The following is a 21,512-nucleotide window of genomic DNA, read 5'->3' as shown; positions in this document are numbered from 1 at the left end:
TTATTTGGTATAGTTCTCGACCATCTCATGCACTTCTTCTATATTACGTCTCTTATTGTCCCAACACTTCTGACTAAGATCAACAGGATATTCTTCAGGATTTAACGAACGCTGATATTCCTCCCATAGTAGAGAAAGATTTCGTTGTGCAAATTCACGGATTTCATACACTGGAGGATTTTTATAAATAACGGTTCCATTCTGAATCACATGCTCATGTAAGTTCACTGCTTCAAAATTCGTCACAAACTTTGAGATAAATGTATGCACAGGGTGGAACATTTTGAGGCGTTCTTCCTTTGTCGGATCCTCATCATGCATCGTAATATAGTCGCCTTCCGCTTTACCATTTTCGAGGTCAATAATTCGATAGAGCTTTTTACGGCCAGGTGTCGTTACTTTCTCTACGTTAGCTGAAATTTTAATCGTATCTTGCATTTCTCCATCATCGCTTTCAATGGAGACAATTTTATAGACCGCTCCAAGCGCCGGTTGATCATATGCCGTAATCAGCTTTGTTCCAATACCCCAAATGTCGACTTGAGCTCCTTGGGCTTTCAAGTTTAAAATCGTGTACTCATCCAAATCATTGGATACAACGATTTTCGCATCCGGGAAACCTGCTTCGTCTAGCATTCGGCGAGTTTCTTTTGACAAGAACGCAATATCTCCACTGTCCAGGCGTACACCGATGAAATTAATGCTGTCTCCAAGCTCTTTTGCTACTTTGATAGCTGTCGGAACGCCAATCTTCAATGTATTATACGTATCCACTAAGAAAACGCAGTCTTTATGACGTTGTGCGTAAACTTTGAATGCAGTGTACTCATCTTTATAGGCTTGAACAAACGAATGTGCATGCGTTCCAGAAACAGTTAGTCCGAAACGTTTTCCTGCACGTACGTTACTCGTGGACTCCACGCCACCAATGACCGCTGCACGCGCGCCCCAAACTGCGGCATCCATTTCATGCGCGCGTCGGCTCCCGAATTCCATCACAATGTCATCTTTTACTACTTGCTTGATACGGCTAGCTTTTGTGCTGATCAATGTCTGGTAGTTAACAATATTTAGCAATGCTGTTTCGATCAACTGCGCTTCAATCAGGTTCGCTTCAATCCGAATGATTGGTTCATTCGCGAAAACGAGTTCTCCTTCTTTCATGGAGTAAACGTCTCCAGTGAAACGGATGCCTTTCAAATAATCGAGGAAGTCATCCGCAAACCCAAGCTCTTCTCGTAAATAATCTAGATCGCTTTCTGTGAATGAAAACTCCTCAAGATACTTCAGTACATGTTCAAGGCCAGCAAATATCGCATAACCGTTACCGAATGGAATTTTTCTGAAATACACTTCAAATACGGCTTTCCGTTCATGAATGCCGTCCGCCCAATACGATTCGGCCATATTGATTTGATATAGGTCTGTGTGTAACGCTAAGCTGTCGTCTTTGTATGATGAAGTCATAGTCGTCTCCTTCTTCCGCTGCAATAATATTGTCATTATACACTATTTCCCCTATTTCTCAGCAAAGTAATCATTAACTGGTGAATCGATTTCAGAAATATAGCTTTTTGACGCTAGTAATGAAAAGCTCACGAAAGAAATGTGAACGTGGAGGCAACGTTGATCGACGTTCTCGGCGGATGCTTTCCCGAGGGCCTAGCTTTCCAAATGCGGTTAGGTGAAAATATCTGCTCTTAGCGCTTCGCTTTTTCTACTTCATTAGAAAAAAGACAGAAGGCAGACCCGATTCAATTCGGAGTTTGACTTCTGTCTAACGTATTTATTTTTGAATGGAAATTGATTCTGCTTAAGCTTCCCACTTTTTAAACAAGTGAGTCGCCACTTCATTTTTCAGCAGTCTTCTATAACGATATATGTTGCTTTGACGGGGCCGTGAACCCCGATGACGAGGTTCATTTCGATGTCGGCGGAGTTGCTTGGACCTGTGATGAAGTTGATGCAGGACGGGACTTGCTCGCCATTGTTTAATTTTTCTCGAATCATATCTGACGCTTGGGTAATTCTTGGGACTAGCGTGCTTTTAGGAATTAACGCAATATAATGCGTCGGGAGCAAGCTGACGGAACGACCTTTGTCTGCACTACTGAAGAGTACGACCGTGCCGGACTCTGCGAGGGTCATGTCGCTGAATGTGATACCGATATTCGCTTGTTCAGCCAATTCGATATTCTTCACTCTAATTGAAGGATCCCAGCTATTGACTTCAATCTGTTCTAACGGCCACTTTGTCTCTAGTAGGACCGATAATTCATATTCCTCAAAGCGTTCGTCTCTCCATAGAGATAGCGGTCCGCCACCGTAAGCTTTTACGACTTCATCCAGCACAACCGACAACGATTCTTTTGTCGTTTCCACGATATCCGTATGAATTTGCTCGCATTGTACACGTAATACTTCGAGTAATTCATCTATTGAAGCATCCGCTAACACTGTGCGTTGAGGCTGATGTTTCCAGATCGGTTTTTCTACTTTCTTTTTGGGTTCGCGACCTAGTTGTGTCGCGATGGTTTCTAGAAATGTGGCGCGGTTTTGAATTGATCCTACCATGCTTATTTGCCCCCTTTCTGATCATAGAACCAGTCACGGAAACGCGTATTTCCGACAGCCGGGAACTCTCGTAAATCTGTCCAGTCTTTCAGTGGTCCCGGACCTTTTGAAATTCGGTCATTTTTCGTCAATGGTTTCATCGCAGTAGATGCTACCTTTGATCCCATAGAGTACAACGGATTGGAAGAAGCACCGATCCCAAATGCTTTCATTGCCAGTCTTTCGGAAATAGGTGATCGACCTTCTTCTTCCACAATAATGCGTCGATGTGTATGAAGTAGTTCGTGAAGAGGGATTTTCACCGGACAAGCATCCGTGCACGCTCCGCAAAGTGTGGAAGCAAAAGGCAACTCCTTGAAATCGTCGTAACCTCCAAGCAATGGCGATAGCACAGCACCGATCGGGCCTGAATAAATGGAGCCATATGAGTGTCCGCCAATATGACGATAAACAGGACACACGTTGACACACGCAGCACATCGGATACATTGCAACACCGACTGAAATTCTGTCCCTAAAATTTCAGAACGACCATTGTCGACGATAACTAAATGAAATTCTTCAGGACCATCTACGTCCCCTTCATCTCTAGGACCTGTTAACGCCGTCACATAACTCGTCAATTTTTGACCTACTGCACTTCGTGTCAATAAGCTGACCAGTACTTCGAATTCTTCAAAGGAAGGTACTACCCGCTCCATCCCCATTACCGTAATTTGTGTTTTAGGCAACGCAGAGACTAGTCGTGCATTCCCTTCATTCGTCACGAGGCTAATTGAGCCCGTTTCAGCTATCGCAAAATTGCAGCCAGTAACACCTATGTCTGCATCCAAGAATTCTTGACGCAGTTTTTCACGTGCATGCAAAGCTAATTCTTCAGGTTTAGAAGTATTTTGATAATCTAACTTCTGCTCAAAAACTTCACGAATTTGTTCTCTGTTTTTATGAAGTGCTGGTGCTACAATATGTGAGGGTGGATCATGATCATCTACTTGAAGGATATACTCGCCTAAGTCTGTCTCTATGACTTCGCATCCAGCTTCTTCTAGAACGGCATTTAGATTAATTTCTTCTGTTACCATGGATTTCGACTTCACTACTTTTTTGCCATCTTTTTTCTTGATGACATCCCGAACATAATCACTCGCTTCTTCAGCTGTCTTCGCAAAAAACACATGACCACCACGTTGTGCAACATTTTCACTTAGCTGATATAAATAGTAATCCAAGTTTTCAAGAACATGCTGACGAATTTCTTCTCCGTGTGAACGCCATTCTTCCCAACTACCTAACTCTTCTGCAGCGTCTAGTCTTCTGCCATGCAAACGTTCCTGTGCACTCGCCACTGCCTGTCTCATGAAATCATCTGAAATATTATCCTTTGTTCGATCTGTAAAGTTTTTCTTGCTGAACTTCATCGCCATTGCTATCACCTCACTTTTTTAATTTACTCGTGATTATTCAATACTTGCGCGATATGCATAACCCTGATCGGCTTGCCCATACGCTCTGCACGCCCTCCAATATTCATGAGGCAGCCACAGTCCGCCCCAATTAAATAATCTGCCTCTGTCGCCATGGCACTATCGACCTTCTCATCTACCATCTGTTCAGAGATATCTCCCATCTTAACGGAGAATGTTCCGCCAAATCCGCAGCAATTATGCGCATTGGGTAAAGGGATCATTTCCAGTCCTTCCACTTGATTCAAAAGCTTTCTCGGTTCTTCACTAGCGCCTAGTAATCTCGTCATATGGCAAGACGGATGATACGTCGCTTTTCCTATCAATTTTGCTCCTACGTTTTCCACTTGCAATACATTTACAAGGAACTGAGTGAACTCATATGTTTTATCTGCCAGCTCCTGTGCTCTTGGTAACCAATCGTGATCATCTTTGAAAACATCAGGATACAATTTAAACATGGTCGCACAAGATCCTGAAGGTGTGACAACATACTCCGCATTTTCAAATGTCTTAATCATATTCTTCATTGCTGATTTTGAATTTTCTACGTAACCGCTGTTATAAGCAGGCTGTCCGCAGCATACTTGTCCTTTTGGAAACGATAATTCACAGCCTTGTCTCTCTAATACTTCAACCATGTCTTTACCGGCTTCTGCATAGAACATGTCTACAAGACACGTGATAAATAAGCTTACTTTCATCTCACTTCACTCCTTCACTAGGACACCCCCGCGCAATCGACAGGTCATCAGATGACTAACATTTTACATAGCATACTACAAAGTTCTGTCAATTGACAGAGCATTCATTTATTTGGCTATAAAAAAATTCACTCAAAAGAAAATGAGTGAATAATGTTATTCTTTTACTGACTTCCAATGATTTATTAGAACAGACTCCACATTCAGAAGATGGGCTTGCATAGTACTTGACGCATTTTCTGGTTGCTGTGATTTAATCGCTAAAAAGATGGCCTCATGCTCATCATGCAAACGTTCTACTGTCGCAGTCTCCGAATAAAGACAAATACGACGCGTCTCTCTCATCGATTCACTCATCAGTCCCGCAACTTGGCTCAACAAGTTTACCAACAACGGATTTTTTGTTGCTTCTGCGATTGCAAAATGAAAGTCCAAATCCGCTTTTTCACCTAGCAAAATATCCCCGGCATGCTTTTTCATTTCATTGAGTGCTGTTTCCATCTTTTCCAAATCGTATACTGTACGGGATTCTGCTGCATTCGCCGCGGCTCCGGTCTCAACTATTTTTCTCACAGCTAATAAATATTGAATATCCTGTTGATTCATGAGCATGGCACTCTGTAACGGGAAGATCATATCGACGGGTGAGAATTCCTTGACATATGTCCCCTCTCCTTGTCGCATTTCGATAAGCCCTCTAGCACGTAATGTTGATAAGGCTTCGCGAATTGTTGATCTGCCAACAGTAAAGTTTTCAGCCAGTTGCTGCACAGAATCCAATTTATCACCTGGCTTTAACTCTCCAGACTGAATAGAACCCAATAAACTATCCGCCACTTCTTCATATATTTTCTTCGGTTTAATCTGCTTATATTTCATGTTGCTCACTCCGTCCTATCACTTATCAAGCGCGATTTCTCCAGTTGCAGCAGGTTCCTTTTATGCTCTTTCCCATCTCGATAGCCTGACAATCCTCCACTCTTTGCAATCACACGGTGACAAGGCACCACGATCAATACAGGATTCTTGCCTATTGCAGATGCTACAGCGCGAACAGCTGATGCTTTTCCTATTTGTTCTGCAATTTCTGAATAGGTTACGACTTCACCATAGGGTATCTGTTGTAGCGTTTCCCATACTTGCAGTTGAAATGGTGTTCCCTTTAAATCAAGAGGCAGCGCTAAAAGATCGTTAGTCCTCCCCGAAAAATACCCTTTGAGCTGATTGCTATAGACTTCAAGCTTTGTTTCGTCTTCCTTTAATCCTTCATTATCAAATCGCTTAGCCCAATCCTTCGGTTGTTCTAAACTATTTTCGGCTAGCCCCACGTAGCAAAGTCCCTTTTCTGTAGCAGCTAGTATTACTGACCACCCGTCGAAATTAAATCGTGTCCAATAAACCAGTGTGTCCACTCCCTTTATCCGAATAATTTTAAGCCAACAGCACCGAGAATAATGAGCGATAAAAAGAAAAGGCGTTTGACGCTAGCAGATTCTTTGAATATCAAAATCCCCATCAATACAGCTCCAGCTGCTCCTAAACCGGTCCATACTGCGTAGGCTGTACTCATCTGAATTTCACGCATAGCAAGAGACAGGAAAACAAAGCCGAAACCAAATATCCCGACAATGAGTAACAATCTTTTAATAGAACGTTTTTGTAAATAGTAATTGATGCTTACCACACCAAAAATCTCACCGAGACTGGCAATAGCCAAGTACACCCAAGCCATCGTCAGCCACCTCCTTCAGTATCTACTTGTTCATCTGTAGTCAACTTGATGCCAACTACCCCGATGACAATTAATCCGATAAAAGTCAGCGTAACCCACGTGAAACCTGCTTGAAAGACGAATATATCCACCAAAAGGATTGCCGCGGCTCCCGACCCGGTAAAGACTGCATACACCGTGCCTGAAGGTAATTTTTCGCATGCCTTGATAATGAAATAAAAGCTTAATACAATGGCCACACCTGTTCCAGTCCATTGAATTGCCGTTTCAGAGTAACGGAGACCGACTACCCAGAAAATCTCTATAACAGCCGCTAGGGCGACATAACTCCAAGCCAAATTAAATATCTCCTTTCTGTCATGAATAGCTCTATAAGTATAGCAAATCTTTTGCAATAACAAAAAATCAGCCGATGACGATAAAAGGAAGCTTGCTTCTAGTATATCCGCATGATAGAATAAATCCGTCAACAGTTTTTCCTATATTGTGAATATTCTTATCGAGAGAGACGGAGGGATAGGCCCAGCGATGTCTCAGCAACCAGCCTCAGGCACGGTGCTAATTCCAAGGGTGACACCACCTTGAAGATGAGAATACTGTATACACTTGTATGTTCGAGGGCCTATTCGAAAAGAAGAGGTTCTTTTTTATTTTGCTGGGGGGATGGATATTCATGACAAACAATGGATTAGAAACCAGATTAGTACAACTCGGGAACCACAGTGATGAGAAAACCGGAGCAGTCAATACGCCTATTTACTTGTCTACAGCGTACCACCATGAAGGTCTAGGGAAATCGACGGGATATGATTACACACGAACAAAAAATCCTACGCGTTCTATCTTAGAGGATGGTATCGCGAACTTGGAATCCGGTGATCAAGGATTTGCGTGTAGTTCCGGAATGGCAGCCATTCAACTAATTTTATCCTTATTTAAGACAGGTTCAGAACTACTGGCACCTGAAGACTTATATGGCGGCACCTATCGTTTATTTAATCAATATGAAGAGACGTACAATGTTAAGACGCGATACTTATCGTTCGATGATGTTTCAGAAGTTGAGCAAGCGATTACTGATCGTACAAAAGCGATTTTCTTAGAAACGCCTACAAACCCATTAATGCAAAACATAGCAATTAGGACGTATGCAGAATTGGCGAAAAAGCATGGCTTATTGCTAATTGTCGATAATACATTCCTAACACCCTATTTCCAGCGACCTATTGAAGAAGGCGCAGATATCGTCATTCATAGCGCAACGAAATATATCGGTGGACATAATGACGTACTAGCAGGTTTAGTCGTCGCAAAGGGTGAGGAATTATGCGAACGTCTATTTACTAACCATAATGCGATTGGGGCTACATTGTCCCCTCTTGATTCATGGCTTGTCGTACGCGGTCTGAAAACATTACATTTACGCATGAAACAGCATGACGCAAATGCAAAAGCGATGGTATCTTATTTAGAACAAGAACCTCTCATTGTCGACGTGCTCTACGCTGGAATCGGTGGTATGTTGTCATTCCGAGTACAGAATAGTGAATGGGTAGGACCATTCCTTGAAAACATGAACCTCATTTCATTTGCCGAGAGTTTGGGCGGTGTGGAAAGCTTCATCACGTATCCGACTACACAGACGCATATGGATATCCCATTAGAAGAACGTAATCGCCGTGGAGTGGATGATCGTTTGCTACGCTTCTCTGTTGGTGTAGAAGATGTAGATGATTTGATTGCTGATGTAAAACAAGCTCTTTATGCTGCAAAAGAAATAGTAGAAGGCGTAAAAATTCAATAATAATAAACCGCACAACTCGAACCGTCAGTTACACTATGGCAGTTCGAGTTTTTTTGTAGTTAAAGAAAAGATGCTAAACCCTTCAATAGTTAGATGTTAAAGTATATACTGAAAAAGAACATACATTTATTATTGGAGGCGAGATTGTTGAATCGTTTAGAAAATAAAGTAGCAGTAGTAACTGGCGCCGGGTCTGGAATTGGACGAGAAATTGCTGAGCTCTATGCCCGTGAAGGTGCGAAGCTTATCATCGCAGATATGAATATGGAAGGTGCAGAAGAAACTGTCCAGACGATTAAAAATGCTGGCGGTCAAGCGCTGGCAGTTAAGACCAATGTCACGGTGGAAGAAGATGTACAAAGAATGACTGATACAGCAGTGGAGCAATTCGGCACACTGGATATTCTAGTGAACAATGCCGGTATTATGGACAATATGTACGCTGCAGCTACAGTTACGGATGAGATATGGGACAAAGTATTAGCGATCAACACAACAGGTGTCATGCGTGCAACTCGTAAAGCATTAACTATTTTCGAAGAGAAAAAAGCAGGCGTGATCGTCAACATGGCTTCTATCTCAGCGGTGACAGGTGGTCGAGGTGGTCTGGCTTACACCGCATCAAAACACGCGGTGGCAGGGATGACAAAAAGTGTCGCTTCTCAATACGGTCCCTTAAACATCCGCTGTAACGCAATTGCACCAGCACAAATCCCAACTAATATTACAAACAGCCTAACTCAACCAGATGAATTCGGCATGAAACAAGCTCTAAGAGGCGTAAATATGATGAGCCGTCCTGGAACAAAGGAAGAGATCGCAAACATTGCACTATTCCTTGCATCAGATGAATCCTCTTATGTTAACGGTGTCATCATGGAAGCTGACAATGGATGGTCTGCATATTGAGATTTAATCTCTCGTAGAAATAAGACTTGGAAATATTTGATTACATTCATACAAAAAAGCATCCAAAATTTTGGATGCTTTTTTGTATTAGTGAGCTTGATGCCATTTTTTCTTTTCACTTGCATAGACGACCGCTGCCGGTGCTGCGATAAACGCAAGTGCCGCCAATCCGGCGAACATACCTGTCAGTTCTTTACTTCCAAAGGAAAATCCAGCTGCTGCACCTAATGCAATCCCTGCTACTACCGCCAACGCAACAATCTTATACATGTTAGATCCCCGACCTTTCATTTGTAAGACGCGATCGTCTTTCCGATTTATTCGTTGCTTTTAGCATACTCTCATTGAGAACCTTTTTCAAGTACAATTGAGAATCTTTTTCAACGAATGTTAAAATGTATGGTTATCGTATGTTGTAAGCAGCGGTTTAATGTGCAGAAGACACAAAAAAACGTCAAGGCTTTTACACCTTGACGATCGAAGTATTTATTATTTTTCTAAAATTTTTAGTGATTCGCGATTAAAAGCTGGAATATCGTCAGGTGTACGGCTTGTTACAAGTTGGTTCTGACAGACTACTACTTCTTTGTCTGCGTATTTTGCACCTGCATATTCCATATCTACACGAATGGACGTATATCCTGTTGCATCTCGCCCTTCAAGCGCTTTCGCTGTAATGAGCAATTGTGGACCATGACAAATTGCGAATACAGGTTTTTTTGCATCCATAAATTCTTTGACAAATTTCACAAAACGATCATCTGCACGTAAAATGTCCGGTGAAAACCCGCCCGGAATAAATAATGCGTCATAATCTGACGATTTAGCGTCAGCAATTGCTTTATCAATTCCCACTTTTGTATTTTCTTTCATACCCGTTACTTCTGTTCCTGCTTCAGCGCCAATCACTTCTACTTCGTGTCCAGCTTCCTTATACGCGGCAGCCGGTTTCATATATTCTGAGTCCTCAAACATATCACCAAGTACTGTTGCAATTTTAGCCATAATGCTTACCACTCCTTATGTGATGTTCTGTAAATACTATTCCACATTATAAAGAGTCTAAACATCATCACCCGTGATCTAGTTATTCTATAATTAGTTATTGGATATATTTGTTGCTAAGTGGAATTCTTCCCTATCCGTATAATTCTGTCTGCATTAGGGTTACTATATAATAGTGTTGCATGTAGACAAGCCCCTCTTAAAAACATGAATAGGAATGTTTTTAAGCTGTAAATACTAAATAAAGGTGATGAATGCTGTGGGAGTACACCAATACTTTAAAAGCTTATCTGATTTAGAACTAATTATTCGTTGTCCTGGAAAGTTCAAATTTCAGGAGCATTCTGTCGCTAGCCATTCATTTAAAGTAACAAAAATTGCTCAGTTCCTCGGGACAGTTGAAGAGGAATCTGGACAGAATGTGGATTGGAAAAGCCTATATGAAAAGGCTTTGAACCATGATTACGCAGAACTATTTACAGGGGATATTAAGACACCTGTAAAATACGCTTCGAAAGAATTGAAAAAACTATTCGGTGAAGTAGAAGAAGAAATGACAAGAAGTTTTATAGAAAAAGAATTTCCTACTGAGTTTCAAGCTATATATTTGGAGCGGTTAAAAGAAGGAAAGGATGAAACATTGGAGGGGCGCATTTTATCCGTTGCTGATAAAGTTGATTTGCTTTATGAATCATTTGGCGAGATCCAAAAGGATAACCCAGAGCCATTGTTTATAGAAATCTATGAAGAAGCATTAAGAACCATACTGATTTATCAAGATATGAACTGTGTAGAATACTTTCTAAAACATATACTTACAGATATGCTCAGTGAACGTTTTACTGAGCATGATGAATTAACTGGAATTACTGTACGTATCATCGAAGAACGGGGAAATTAATAGACATTGACAAGCGAATTATGAAATTCTGATTTTCTGCCATTTTACTTTGAATGACACTTCTATGATGCTTTTAATCAAAACTGCGAATACATTAATTGTGGCTCTAGCTTGCCCTCGCTTGTTGCGCAAATCAATATCGCGTACAGGTTTCTCACGGGAATCGTACATCCCAATAAACTCTGTACGAGCGTAATTGAAACAGGCGTAATATATGTCAAAATCACTAGCTTTTTAACATAACCAGCAAAAACTATATGTCCACCATTTTTTTAGCATCACGCAGAGGTTTTTACTAAAAGAATATTCCGACTATAACTAGTATAGCAATAATAATTCCACCAATTTGACCGATGACTGCAGATGAAACGATGGGTTTCTTTTGAAATATATCAATTAGCTCAATATCTTCACGAAGCTGTTTTACTTCTTTACGAAGTTCATCCACTTCCTGATTCAGTGTACTGATTTCCCGTGTCTGTCTTGTAACCAATTGTTGTTTTTCCGAGTTGTTTTCATGCTGTTCCATACATGATCACTCCTGTCTTTTCATTTCTATACGTTCTAACATACGTTTTAGTTTCAATAAACAGAAGAACTTTCCATTGCATTTTCGCTTTTACAGGTGTAATATAAATCTACAAGCTGTATTGTTCGTATGACATTAAGTTTTAACCTTTAAGCTGTAAAAGGGAGTTTATTACGAAACGGAAATGGCATGCTGGATTCCTTATAGCAATCCAGACATACAGGAACGTTTTCCGCAAACACCCACTTTGAGGAGTGGTGGTTTAAAACTTTCTATGACTAAGTACGGCAAACACGGCTTACATAAACAGAGAAAAAACCTTCCATACTTGTATGGAAGGTTTTTGTTTTGTATGTAAAATGATTAAACAAGGAGAAGCCAACTCATTGCAAACAAAAAACACCCTCATAATAGCGGAAGGTGTTTTAACTGTATATACGAAATTAAGCTACATTGCGACAAGCTTCTGCACATTTGCGGCATGCTTCAGCGCACTGCTTACAGTGATCATGATCGTGTTTGCCACATTCTTCTGCACACTGCTCACAAATTTCCGCACAAAGTTGCAAGATTTTATCGGTAAATGGACTTTGTCGAGTAATCGACTGGATTGCATATGAACAAATGTCTGCACACTCTCGATCGAGTCGAATACAGTCCGACATCATACGAACATCTTCTTCTTTTAGACACGCGTCAAAACAATGATTACACGCCTTTATACAATCCTCTAATACCGCTAGTACATCTGCATATTTTTGATTCATTTGATCGCCTCCAAAAGCATTTTCCTTACTCTTCCCTGCTATTTCTGAACTTAAACCAATAGAACTGTTTGCTTATTCATTGAAAGCATTTTCATTTCTCCGTTATACTATGTTGTAATCAACAAAATAGAAAAGATGAGGTGTTTGAAATGAAACTATTTAAATGGACAGGCCCACTAGAAGATGCAGGTAACTTACCAGAAGAAGCGCGTGCGTCATTAATGAATAATGATGAAGAAGTGCTTGTGCTACAAGAGGCCGAAACGACAACTCTCAACAACGCCGTCGAATACGATATTTTGGATCAAAGCGGAGATTTACCATCTGGTCGTTTTGCTGTATTAAACAATATTCCTGTAACTGAAGAAGGAAGAGAAACTTTTGAACAGCGCTTTAATAACCGTGCACGTCTAATAGAAGCAGAACCAGGATTCGTGGCGATTCGTGTATTGCGACCAGTACACTCTGGCACATATGTGATTTTGACAATGTGGGAAGACGAAGAGTCCTTCAAAAACTGGCAAGAGTCACAGGCTTACGGGAAAGCGCATGCGAAACGCGGCACTCAAGATGGCGTCGATCAGCGACCTAACATTTTCTCAGGCCCTTCATTTGTTACGACATATAAAAAATAAGTATAAAAAAACGATATCTGTAAAGACTACTCTTGAAGTGAAAACAATGATGAGGAGTGTGTTTTTATGGGTATTTTAGATGGCAATCCAAAAGATCAGCCTATGCATTACGGAGAAATCACAGCTATCTGGGCGTTCATGGGTGCAAATAACGGTCTAATCAGCGGATATGAAGCATTCGTTAATCACGCGGAAGATACCGATCTCATTAGTCTGCTTGAAGAAGCAATTAAAACTATGAAAGCGGAGAACAAAGATTTCGGCAAAGTGCTGAAAGCAAATGGCATCACACCGCCACCTGCACTTCCTGAAAGACCAAAAGCAAATGCTGAGGACATTCCTGCGGGCGCACGCTTTATGGACCCCGAAATTAGTGGAGCTATGTCCATTAATGTTGGACAAGGACTCGTTTCATGTAGTATGGCAATGGGACAATGTCTACGTGAAGACGTGGCAGCTATGTTTGCAAAGTGTCATATGGAGAAAGTAGCATTCGGTGCCAAATTACTAAGCTTAAATAAATCAAAAGGTTGGATTTTCCCACCACCATTGCATTTGCAATAATCACCACAAAACTTCGCCAAGCGTATATCGCTGGTGAAGTTTTTTCTTATCATGAATAGAATCTGTAGTTGTGCTCATCCTAACTTGGCCAAAGTAATTCATCTAAAAGGTAGGAAGGATGCAGAATCTCATGAAGAAACGAAAGCCTGAAAGAACACAACAAGAAAGACCTGTACAGCTTGAACAACCACAGCGGCTGGATAACATGGAGTTCGGTGAGGAGTTTACCTTCGATCAGAAACGCCAGCAACCAACTAACTTAGACAATCAAGAGCGACGTAATCATAGAAAGTAAAAAGAACGTTCATAAAAACTAATAGAAAAACGTCATCCGATACTGTGATGGATGACGTTTTTCTACTCATTATTCTATCGATCCTGTCCCCTGTAATTTGACATCGACAGTTACTTTGAATTCGATATCAGGGTATGCTTTTTGCCACGTAGTAAATATATCTTCTGTATGCAACCGTGTAGCTCGGTAACGTAAGCCAAAACCAAAAGGATCCAGGTTTTCCTCTTGCATTTTAGTTAGAAAGTGCATGACTTTTTGTTTCACTTCTTTTGAGGCTAATCTATTATAGTCATCCAATTTAGCAATAGATAAATCTTTATTGGCTTCGCCTATCGTTCCTTTCATCATAATGTGCATATCTATCGCACGCGGCACTCCACTTCCTTTACTCGGTACAAATTGATACGTCATTTTACTTTGGCTAATGTTCAATAATAATTTGAGGCTTCCTTCTTTGACTAGATAGGTAAATCCAGTTGAATCTTTCAATAAAGAATTAAAATACTTCGTATCAATAGCAGATAGAACAGCCGGATCCTCTCTCTTATCAACTACTACGGAATTATTTACTATTAGTTCATCGCCTCCTGCAATTGTCTCAATCAAAGGCAAAACGGGATTTATACCATCTGCAAGGATGTCTCTACGCAATTGAAACAGATAAGTCGTCACAACATATGGATTATCATTCGCCGTTGCTCCAAAAAAGTTGATTAAAGCAACCGATGCCGGTGCTTCAGTATTTGGCTCTACTTTTAAAATCGTTTCGGCTGAAGGCCTGGCCCCTGCAACATACGCGATTAATTGGATATCACCGCGTCGAATAAAATAATCCATGAATGACTGCATATCATCACTAAGAAGTTTTTCATGAACAATAATTGTTTTCATATGACCCAGTTCCAATACTTTGTCTACATGTGTTTCCAGCATGCGAATCGCTTCGCCTATTGATTGTCCTTCGCGTGATAGATAAGCAAAACTCGGCCTCTCAGAATCCTTAATAGCCCCAAACGGTAAAGCGACTTTCAATGTTACTTTGTATCCGTTCTCTACATTTTCGGCAGGATCAATCCCAATCGCAGACACAAAAAGGCGTTTATCAATATCTTTGAACGCACAGCCATATTGAAGCAAAACACCACTCATGCATAAAACCACCATAAACCATTTACTCACTGAGAGGAATTTCAAAACTTCGCCCTCCTATTTACTACAAGCATTAGAGTTATCAGAGCAGTCAACACAATTGGAATAGAATTAAAGTAATACCCACTAAAAAGAAACAGATCGTACTCGGTCACTTTTAATGTTGTATAGATCGCTATGGACCAAAATACTACAACCATTATTACAAGACTGATTTTTTCACGCCACTTTATTTTCAATTGTTCTATACCAAATGCACTTTGAAATAACTTACAAGCAACATGCCAATGAATCGTAATATTTAAAAAGGCAATCGCCAAGAATAGTAGCAAAAAGATAAATATCACACGCTCAATTACCCCGAACTTCATTCGAATAGAATCACTAGTCAGAATCCATGGGTACAGAATACTTTCTACTTGATCAAATCCTAATACTCCAATCGGAATAAAATAGGTAGTAAAAAGTGCAAAAGCGCCCAGAATGAACACAATTAAAGCCTGTTTAATACCGAAAGTCATTTTTTTCTTCAGGAGCGAATTGAAAATAATGATATCAAAAGTTCCTGCGAATAAATAAGTCGTAGTAGAAAACACTGTATAGTCTGGCGGATTATCAATAAAAGTCATTGCAATTGCCACATGATCCCAGCTGACCTGTTCAGCAAAAAAGAGTTTTACTACGTAATATGCTGCAGCAGGAAACGCCAAAACAAACACCAATTCAAGTGTAAATAATATATTTCGACTCTGCATGATTACTCCAAAAGTGATCACTGGAATGAACATCGCAATGACTAAATAAACAGACATCTCTGGGGTTAAAAATCGCAATAGAATATCTATATAAGTAATCAGCGTCTGAAGACCTGATACATACCAAATTACTCCTAAGATAATTAATGCTGGAATAGAAATCCATTTCGATAGATATAAAGATAAAATTTGCGGTAAGCTCTTTCCTGGAAACGCTTTAAAAGAAGTGATCAATGCCCAGTTCATAAATACGCCAAAAAACAACGCAATGATCATCGTGATAATTGCCCCTTCTTCACTTTTAGCAAAAAAGATTCTTGGACTAGCAGCAATGAGGTTGGCGATCATATTGGATATGAGTAAAAAATAAACAAAGCGGCTCATGAATCATCCGCCTTCAATTCTTCTTGTCTGTTTTTCCAAAACATCCGTAAATACGGCTCACTGAAACTGTCTTTGTTCACCAAATACAACAACAAACCCAGCATTCCGAGTACCATACCTGCTAGACCAAATGCCGTCGTATATAACAATAGTAAAAAACGGCAGACCCGGACAGCATAATTCATTTCACTTATTGGGATAACAAAGGTGGAAATCGCTACAAGGGAGACGACGATGACCATGATGTTTGATGTCAATGCAGCCTCTACTGCTGCAGTTCCAAGTATAAGCCCCCCAACTGTTGTAGCCGTAGCGCTGATACTATTTGGCAACCGCATACTAGCTTCCGTCAGCAGTTCAATAAAGATCAACATGAAAAATACTTCAATAAACGAGGGATACGGAACGCCAATCCTGCTCGCAGCCACCGTCAAGGCAAGCTCTGTCCTGAGGACTTCCGGTGTATAGGAAGTAACACCAACATATATAGATGGCAGCATAATACATGTAAACAATCCTGCATATCGAAGAAACCGTATTAACGATACTACCCAAAAGGAGTAATACGCATCTTCCATCGAAAGCATAAAATCAAAAAACGTTGTAGGTGCAATAATTGCATGAGGGCTACCATCTACTAAAATAATAACTTTTCCAACCGCCATATTATGAAGTATACGATCCGGCCGCTCAGTCAGAAGACTGGTTGGAAACAAGCTGTATTTTTTATTGTTCATGTAATACTGTAAGTCTGAGCTTCCCTGAACTAGTTCTACCTCCAAGGTGAGAATACGTTTTCTGATTATCTTCAATAGCTGGGGTTTTACTCTTTCTCCATCATAAATTAATGCAATATCACGATTCGAAGCATCTTCCAATTGCATTGGTTCAATAATTAAGGACGGCTTATGATAACGTTGCCGCATTACGTTAATATTCGTCTCAATACTCTCACTCAGTCCAAGTTGGGGACCATGAATGGTAGGTTCCATAATGGCTTCTTGCACCGCATTGGCTGCTACTAATTTTAACTCAAGTAACGTTATTTGCTTGTCGATCATGACAAATACATTACCCTTCGTTATTTCTATAAGAACCTCTTCATCCCCAGTTGGCATCTTGGTTTCATAAGGTAATGACTGAATATACTCCGCAAAATTCTGTTCGGCTGACATCTCATAGAAAGGTTTCACCACAATTTCTTGTAGTTGCATCATATCCACTACACTTTTCAAATATAAAAGGTGCACTACTCGATCTCTACTTTTTAAGGTTTTTTTCACTATATCCGCGGTTGGTTCCAGTCGTGTAGCCAAACGTGTAAAGTATGCAGGTGGTTCTATATGACATGTTGCTTCATCCATACTCATCACTACTTTCTGATCAAACAAGTTATTTGTTAGTTTGTCCAATCGTTGGAAATTTAATCATAAGAGTATAGAAATGCTCTTCTTCAATTAAATCCTTAAATAGTGTTTTATGAGATCAAATATAGGTTATGATGTAAAGAGGACTACATTTTTTAAAGTTACGAGAGGAGGAATCGCTATGAACTTAGCCGCAATTGGAGTACCTGGCTTAATTATTATTTTAGTGATTATTTTAATTTTGTTCGGCCCCCGTAAATTACCCGAAATTGGTTCAGCAGTAGGAAAAACGTTGTCTGAATTCAAGAAATCGGCAAAGGACATTATGGATGACGATGATGATGAGCCCAAGAAAATAGAAGTGCAAAAAGTAGAAACAAAAGAACAAGTGAAATAAAAATTTACACAAAAAATCCAATCACGTATGTGATTGGATTTTTACGTATTATGGTCTTTACCTACAGTCATAATCGCACCATATGGATTACTGCCAGTCATGGGTAATGTCGGTACGTATAGAATCTACTAACTCCCAAAAATGAGATGTCGCTTTAGAAACTCGTTCACCCTTCGTCTTAATCATGACTGGCTCAACACGGAAATCAAATTGCTTTAATTCATAGATCTTTAATTGTTCCATTGGTACCGCATAAGCTACTCGTGGAATAATAGAATAGCCTAAACCTTTACTAACCATTGCGATTACGGTGGTCAGATCCTTGCTCTCCATTACAATGTCTGGAATAGTATGTGCTTCTTGAAAAGCTTTTAGGATGTTTTCATAATACGAATGGCCTTCCATTGCAGCAAGCATAATAAAAGGATGCTCGGCAAGATCTTGAAATGTAACATGCTCGGATGAAAAAATATCTCCCCAGCTCCGCGGACACACTACCACATACTCCTGTTGTTTTAACGCCAATACATCGCAGTGTGCACTATGTTCCAGTCGCAATAACAAAGCGACTTCAACTTCTTTATGATCCAGCTTCCTCAGCAATTCCTCGGAATTCCCTTTTTCAATACTGATTTTGACATCCGGAAACTGTTTACGATATATGCTGACGTAGTCGACGAGCAGATTTAAACAGGCAGACGAAACACCAATACGCAATGTTCCTGCACTCCCTTTTTCAATTTCTTCGATTTGTCTCTTAACATCATCCAAGCTAAGAAGTAATTTTTTTGCATATTGATACAGAATATGCCCTGTTTCTGTTAGCTCCCATTTTTGTCGATAGCGATGAATCAACGTTGTGCCAAGCTCCATCTCTAGCTTTTTCAATTGTTGACTGAGTGGTGGCTGAGCTATGTGCAGATTGAGGGCAGCTTTCGAAATACTTTCCTGATCTACAATTTCCTTGAAATAATGAAGCTGTTTAATATCCATGATTTTCACTCCGTTATACACTATTTCATATGTCATCTTTCACTATTATATATTATTTATATCTCACTTTACATGATAAAATTAATTGTGTTAGATAACGAAAGCAGAGGTTTTTCTTACATATGAATACTATTTCCAAACGACTTACCCTGTATGTAATAGGGTTATTTTTATTATCACTAGGCGTTAGCTTCTCCATACAGGCTAACCTTGGAGTTTCTCCTGTTTCATCATTAGCTTACGCTATCTCCCTCACATCCGGATTAACGATAGGGATCACGACAATACTTGCAAATATCTTATTTGTTTTCATGCAGATTCTTTTGAATACAAAACGTGTTGGATTACGTGAATTTGTTGTTCAATTAGTTATCGTATTCCTATTTGGTGTTTTTATGGATTTGACATTGGCCATCGTACAATTACTTCCTGCTCCTGAAACATTAGTAGGTAAGTATTTATTTTTATTGATAAGTTTTTATATTATATCAGCTGGTTTGTTAGCCTATTTTTCAGCCAAATTACCCTTAATGCCTTATGATGCATTAACCTACGTTGTGAGTGACCGTTTTAATATGATATTTGGCAAGGCGAAAGTCTCCAGTGATTTAGTAAACGTCGCACTTGCGGGTATTGTTTGCTTAGTATTTATTCAATCACTTGGAGCCATCGGGATCGGAACCATTCTAGCTGCATACTTTATTGGGAAAATTCTCGGTAATATCATGCCACGTTTTCAGCCACTACTTCAGAGCTGGGTGTATAAAAGTAGAGATAATGTAACAGTAGAAGAAATAGAGGTAGTTGAACCTATTCAGCAAAAAAAATTATGAACAAAAAGAGATGCTGAATGCCGTAACAAACCGGCCTCGGCATCCCCTACCCCTACAAACAGAAGGATTTTTTTGCACTCAATTTTTGCTATGGATATTTACTGTTAGCTCAATAACTCCCCATGACTAGCTTAATTCTTATATAATAATTTAAAAGTCTCACAAACTACTGGCATTTCATAATGAAAATCTAGATTTACTTCTTTTAATTCATTCGTGAAAAAATCTTCGTGAACTTCTTGCCAATAACGCAATGAACGATCACCTTCACCTTCCAAATACGCATGTTCTTCTGTCACTTTATTAAAAGGCACTACTTTTACTGAAATAGTCTCCACGACTGCGACTGCCATTCCCTTGCCGTCAAGAATGATATTATGAAGACCTACCATCGGTAGTGGTTCATCTTCTAATTCATAGAGTCTATAGTTAGATGAAGTCGCTGTTTTAGTTCCCTTCACTACCAATTCTGCAAGTTCATCCGCCATTTGTTTCGAATTACCGAATGACCAGGCTTCATACTGTTCAGGTGCATCGGGATGAATTTCCTTAAATTCTTTCCAGATTCGTTCAATTGATTCCTGACTAACGTATTCTTTCCATGCGGTTATTCCGCCCTCTAATACAGTAACATCGTAATCTCTACTAGAAAGGATATTTGCACATGTAGTTGCAGAATTTCCTGTTGTGCAGGTAATAATCATTTCTCTATTTTTCGGTAACTGTGAAATTACTTTCTCCATTTCATCTTTTAACGAAAAAATCTCTGTTTTCGGCATATTTATATCTTCTACCGTATTCGCTTCGATATGAAAATGGCTATATTTATCCTCAGCACGTACATCTACAAGTACAAGTGCTTCCTCGGCTTTTATTTTCCTGAACAATTCCTCTGCAGTAATCGTTTTAACCATAAACGAATCATCTCCTTACTTCTACTATGGTACCTCTCATTATAGCTGTAACTAACTATATTTTGATACGTGAAGCTGTTTATGTAGTTGATTATATTTTATAACAATAAAAAGATAGGTATCCTCCAAGAAAATTAATTAGAGAACGTCCTATCTATTCGTAGTATGTAACAAAGTATTAAGTTTTATACATCTTTTTATAAAAATACTCAGTCAAACGTAGTTGACTGAGTATTTTATGCATGAACTTGTGCCGGATCATGCCACGGATAGTTATTCGTTAATACTGAGGCCAAATCTTTACTTTGCTGTTTACGCATGAGACGAATTTCCGCCCGCTGTGGCGCAGTTTCATGTAAATATATTTCTTCTTCTGTTTCAGGAATAACACGTGGAACCGTTAGTGGCTTTTTATTTTCATCCAATGCAACAAATGTTAACAATGAGGTGGCCGCAATTTTACAACTACCAGTTGCCAAATCCTCCGCAATAACTTTCACAAAGATTTCCATGGAAGATTTTCCAGTCCATGTCACGTATGACTCAAAGCAGACTGAATCGGAAGGACGGATTGGATACAGAAAGTCAACGGAATCCATAGATGCCGTAACACAATCTGCTCTGCTGTGCCGAGCTGCTGAAATCGATGCAATTTGATCAATATCGCTCATTAAACGTCCGCCAAACAATGTATTATGGTTGTTTACATCATTTGGAAATACCCTGCTCGTTCGTACGACCCTAGATTCCCGACACTGCTTTTCTAGTTTCATTGTAAATATGGCCTCCTCCAAGATGTGAACCAAATTACTCTATAAGTAATTTGAAATATTAAAAT

The 21,512-nt window shown here is 39.8% G+C and carries 26 protein-coding genes, 1 other RNA gene and 1 riboswitch; of the genes, 9 read left to right on the top strand and 18 right to left on the bottom strand.

The genetic code is table 11. The annotated features are described in order from the left end of the window. The 8 genes from CSV80_RS10770 to CSV80_RS10735 form a co-directional block, all read right to left on the bottom strand. Entirely contained in the window at nucleotides 1–1,467 is a 1,467-nt protein-coding gene (locus CSV80_RS10770; protein WP_099670865.1) for a nicotinate phosphoribosyltransferase, read from the bottom strand. A gap of 390 nt (nucleotides 1,468–1,857) precedes the next feature. Beyond that, complete coding sequence (locus CSV80_RS10765) at nucleotides 1,858–2,574, bottom strand: LutC/YkgG family protein (protein WP_099670853.1); 717 nt, start codon at nucleotides 2,572–2,574, stop codon at nucleotides 1,858–1,860. Between the two features lie 2 nt (nucleotides 2,575–2,576). Beyond that, nucleotides 2,577–3,998, bottom strand: a complete 1,422-nt coding sequence (locus tag CSV80_RS10760; RefSeq protein ID WP_099670852.1) for a LutB/LldF family L-lactate oxidation iron-sulfur protein — start codon at nucleotides 3,996–3,998, stop codon at nucleotides 2,577–2,579. 23 nt (nucleotides 3,999–4,021) lie between these two features. Then, a complete protein-coding gene (locus CSV80_RS10755; RefSeq protein WP_099670851.1) occupies nucleotides 4,022–4,741 on the bottom strand; it encodes a (Fe-S)-binding protein in 720 nt (239 codons plus the stop codon). Nucleotides 4,742–4,897: 156 nt separating this feature from the next. Then, nucleotides 4,898–5,620 (bottom strand): FadR/GntR family transcriptional regulator, encoded by a 723-nt coding sequence (locus CSV80_RS10750; RefSeq protein ID WP_099670850.1) that lies wholly within the window; start codon nucleotides 5,618–5,620, stop codon nucleotides 4,898–4,900. Between the two features lie 5 nt (nucleotides 5,621–5,625). Next, the gene (locus tag CSV80_RS10745) at nucleotides 5,626–6,153 is read right to left on the bottom strand and encodes a methylated-DNA--[protein]-cysteine S-methyltransferase (RefSeq protein ID WP_369802824.1); all 528 of its coding nucleotides are present in this window, start codon (nucleotides 6,151–6,153) and stop codon (nucleotides 5,626–5,628) included. Nucleotides 6,154–6,158: 5 nt separating this feature from the next. Further along, nucleotides 6,159–6,473, bottom strand: a complete 315-nt coding sequence (locus tag CSV80_RS10740) for a DMT family transporter (RefSeq protein ID WP_029054180.1) — start codon at nucleotides 6,471–6,473, stop codon at nucleotides 6,159–6,161. Nucleotides 6,474–6,475: 2 nt separating this feature from the next. Continuing rightward, the gene (locus CSV80_RS10735) at nucleotides 6,476–6,811 is read right to left on the bottom strand and encodes a DMT family transporter (protein WP_099670847.1); all 336 of its coding nucleotides are present in this window, start codon (nucleotides 6,809–6,811) and stop codon (nucleotides 6,476–6,478) included. A 155-nt stretch (nucleotides 6,812–6,966) separates the two neighbouring features. Continuing rightward, nucleotides 6,967–7,067: riboswitch (SAM riboswitch) on the top strand. 79 nt (nucleotides 7,068–7,146) lie between these two features. Between CSV80_RS10735 and CSV80_RS10730 the strand changes: the two genes are divergently transcribed. Both CSV80_RS10730 and CSV80_RS10725 read left to right on the top strand, forming a co-directional pair. Beyond that, the gene (locus CSV80_RS10730; protein ID WP_099670846.1) at nucleotides 7,147–8,277 is read left to right on the top strand and encodes a methionine biosynthesis PLP-dependent protein; all 1,131 of its coding nucleotides are present in this window, start codon (nucleotides 7,147–7,149) and stop codon (nucleotides 8,275–8,277) included. Between the two features lie 147 nt (nucleotides 8,278–8,424). After that, nucleotides 8,425–9,186: a glucose 1-dehydrogenase gene (locus CSV80_RS10725; protein WP_099670845.1), complete on the top strand. Its 762-nt coding sequence runs from the start codon at nucleotides 8,425–8,427 to the stop codon at nucleotides 9,184–9,186. 87 nt (nucleotides 9,187–9,273) lie between these two features. Here the strand turns inward: CSV80_RS10725 and CSV80_RS10720 are convergent, their stop codons facing one another. After that, on the bottom strand, nucleotides 9,274–9,456 hold the full coding sequence (locus CSV80_RS10720) for a hypothetical protein (protein ID WP_099670844.1): 183 nt from the start codon (nucleotides 9,454–9,456) through the stop codon (nucleotides 9,274–9,276). Between the two features lie 219 nt (nucleotides 9,457–9,675). Beyond that, nucleotides 9,676–10,191, bottom strand: a complete 516-nt coding sequence (locus CSV80_RS10715; RefSeq protein WP_099670843.1) for a type 1 glutamine amidotransferase domain-containing protein — start codon at nucleotides 10,189–10,191, stop codon at nucleotides 9,676–9,678. A gap of 259 nt (nucleotides 10,192–10,450) precedes the next feature. Here CSV80_RS10715 and CSV80_RS10710 point away from each other — a divergent pair, with 259 nt between their 5' ends. Beyond that, on the top strand, nucleotides 10,451–11,092 hold the full coding sequence (locus CSV80_RS10710) for an HD domain-containing protein (RefSeq protein WP_099670842.1): 642 nt from the start codon (nucleotides 10,451–10,453) through the stop codon (nucleotides 11,090–11,092). 295 nt (nucleotides 11,093–11,387) lie between these two features. Here CSV80_RS10710 and CSV80_RS10705 read toward each other — a convergent pair whose 3' ends face one another. Further along, entirely contained in the window at nucleotides 11,388–11,621 is a 234-nt protein-coding gene (locus CSV80_RS10705; protein WP_099670841.1) for a hypothetical protein, read from the bottom strand. Between the two features lie 110 nt (nucleotides 11,622–11,731). On the opposite strand from CSV80_RS10705, the gene ssrS reads away from it, so the two are divergent. Next, nucleotides 11,732–11,925, top strand: a non-coding RNA gene (gene ssrS, locus CSV80_RS10700) — 6S RNA. 139 nt (nucleotides 11,926–12,064) lie between these two features. Here the strand turns inward: ssrS and CSV80_RS10695 are convergent. Further along, nucleotides 12,065–12,388, bottom strand: coding sequence for a four-helix bundle copper-binding protein (locus tag CSV80_RS10695; protein ID WP_029054188.1), 324 nt, complete (start codon nucleotides 12,386–12,388; stop codon nucleotides 12,065–12,067). Between the two features lie 149 nt (nucleotides 12,389–12,537). Between CSV80_RS10695 and CSV80_RS10690 the strand changes: the two genes are divergently transcribed. The 3 genes from CSV80_RS10690 (at nucleotide 12,538) to CSV80_RS17530 (ending at nucleotide 13,882) form a co-directional block, all read left to right on the top strand. Then, the gene (locus CSV80_RS10690) at nucleotides 12,538–13,023 is read left to right on the top strand and encodes an antibiotic biosynthesis monooxygenase family protein (RefSeq protein ID WP_099670840.1); all 486 of its coding nucleotides are present in this window, start codon (nucleotides 12,538–12,540) and stop codon (nucleotides 13,021–13,023) included. Nucleotides 13,024–13,089: 66 nt separating this feature from the next. After that, the gene (locus CSV80_RS10685; protein WP_099670839.1) at nucleotides 13,090–13,587 is read left to right on the top strand and encodes a DUF3231 family protein; all 498 of its coding nucleotides are present in this window, start codon (nucleotides 13,090–13,092) and stop codon (nucleotides 13,585–13,587) included. Between the two features lie 130 nt (nucleotides 13,588–13,717). Beyond that, nucleotides 13,718–13,882 (top strand): hypothetical protein, encoded by a 165-nt coding sequence (locus CSV80_RS17530; RefSeq protein WP_158231889.1) that lies wholly within the window; start codon nucleotides 13,718–13,720, stop codon nucleotides 13,880–13,882. Nucleotides 13,883–13,951: 69 nt separating this feature from the next. Here CSV80_RS17530 and CSV80_RS10680 read toward each other — a convergent pair whose 3' ends face one another. Genes CSV80_RS10680 through CSV80_RS10670 form a run of 3 tightly spaced genes read right to left on the bottom strand, consistent with a single transcriptional unit; the run spans nucleotide 13,952 to nucleotide 17,582 of the window. Then, nucleotides 13,952–15,046: a Ger(x)C family spore germination protein gene (locus CSV80_RS10680; RefSeq protein ID WP_255407651.1), complete on the bottom strand. Its 1,095-nt coding sequence runs from the start codon at nucleotides 15,044–15,046 to the stop codon at nucleotides 13,952–13,954. Between the two features lie 26 nt (nucleotides 15,047–15,072). After that, complete coding sequence (locus CSV80_RS10675) at nucleotides 15,073–16,170, bottom strand: GerAB/ArcD/ProY family transporter (RefSeq protein WP_099670837.1); 1,098 nt, start codon at nucleotides 16,168–16,170, stop codon at nucleotides 15,073–15,075. Further along, complete coding sequence (locus CSV80_RS10670) at nucleotides 16,167–17,582, bottom strand: spore germination protein (RefSeq protein WP_233208478.1); 1,416 nt, start codon at nucleotides 17,580–17,582, stop codon at nucleotides 16,167–16,169. Before CSV80_RS10670 ends, CSV80_RS10675 begins: the two co-directional genes overlap by 4 nt. Before the next feature lie 136 nt (nucleotides 17,583–17,718). On the opposite strand from CSV80_RS10670, the gene tatA reads away from it, so the two are divergent. Then, nucleotides 17,719–17,934 (top strand): twin-arginine translocase TatA/TatE family subunit, encoded by a 216-nt coding sequence (tatA, locus tag CSV80_RS10665; RefSeq protein WP_099634380.1) that lies wholly within the window; start codon nucleotides 17,719–17,721, stop codon nucleotides 17,932–17,934. An 87-nt stretch (nucleotides 17,935–18,021) separates the two neighbouring features. Here the strand turns inward: tatA and CSV80_RS10660 are convergent, their stop codons facing one another. Then, nucleotides 18,022–18,927, bottom strand: coding sequence for a LysR family transcriptional regulator (locus tag CSV80_RS10660; protein ID WP_099670835.1), 906 nt, complete (start codon nucleotides 18,925–18,927; stop codon nucleotides 18,022–18,024). A gap of 122 nt (nucleotides 18,928–19,049) precedes the next feature. Here CSV80_RS10660 and CSV80_RS10655 point away from each other — a divergent pair, with 122 nt between their 5' ends. After that, nucleotides 19,050–19,760, top strand: a complete 711-nt coding sequence (locus CSV80_RS10655) for a YczE/YyaS/YitT family protein (protein ID WP_099670834.1) — start codon at nucleotides 19,050–19,052, stop codon at nucleotides 19,758–19,760. Between the two features lie 131 nt (nucleotides 19,761–19,891). Here the strand turns inward: CSV80_RS10655 and CSV80_RS18180 are convergent, their stop codons facing one another. Continuing rightward, on the bottom strand, nucleotides 19,892–20,674 hold the full coding sequence (locus CSV80_RS18180) for an ASCH domain-containing protein (RefSeq protein WP_099670833.1): 783 nt from the start codon (nucleotides 20,672–20,674) through the stop codon (nucleotides 19,892–19,894). Nucleotides 20,675–20,910: 236 nt separating this feature from the next. Further along, nucleotides 20,911–21,447 carry an acyl-CoA thioesterase gene (locus CSV80_RS10645; RefSeq protein WP_099670832.1) on the bottom strand — a complete coding sequence of 179 codons (537 nt, stop codon included), beginning with the start codon at nucleotides 21,445–21,447 and terminating at the stop codon, nucleotides 20,911–20,913. Nucleotides 21,448–21,512: the final 65 nt, after the last annotated feature.

The sequence above is a fragment of the Sporosarcina sp. P12(2017) genome (assembly GCF_002743035.1).
Classification (GTDB): domain Bacteria; phylum Bacillota; class Bacilli; order Bacillales_A; family Planococcaceae; genus Sporosarcina; species Sporosarcina ureae.
Note: the sequence above shows the minus strand (reverse complement) of the source record. Positions and strands in the feature narration are given on the sequence as shown.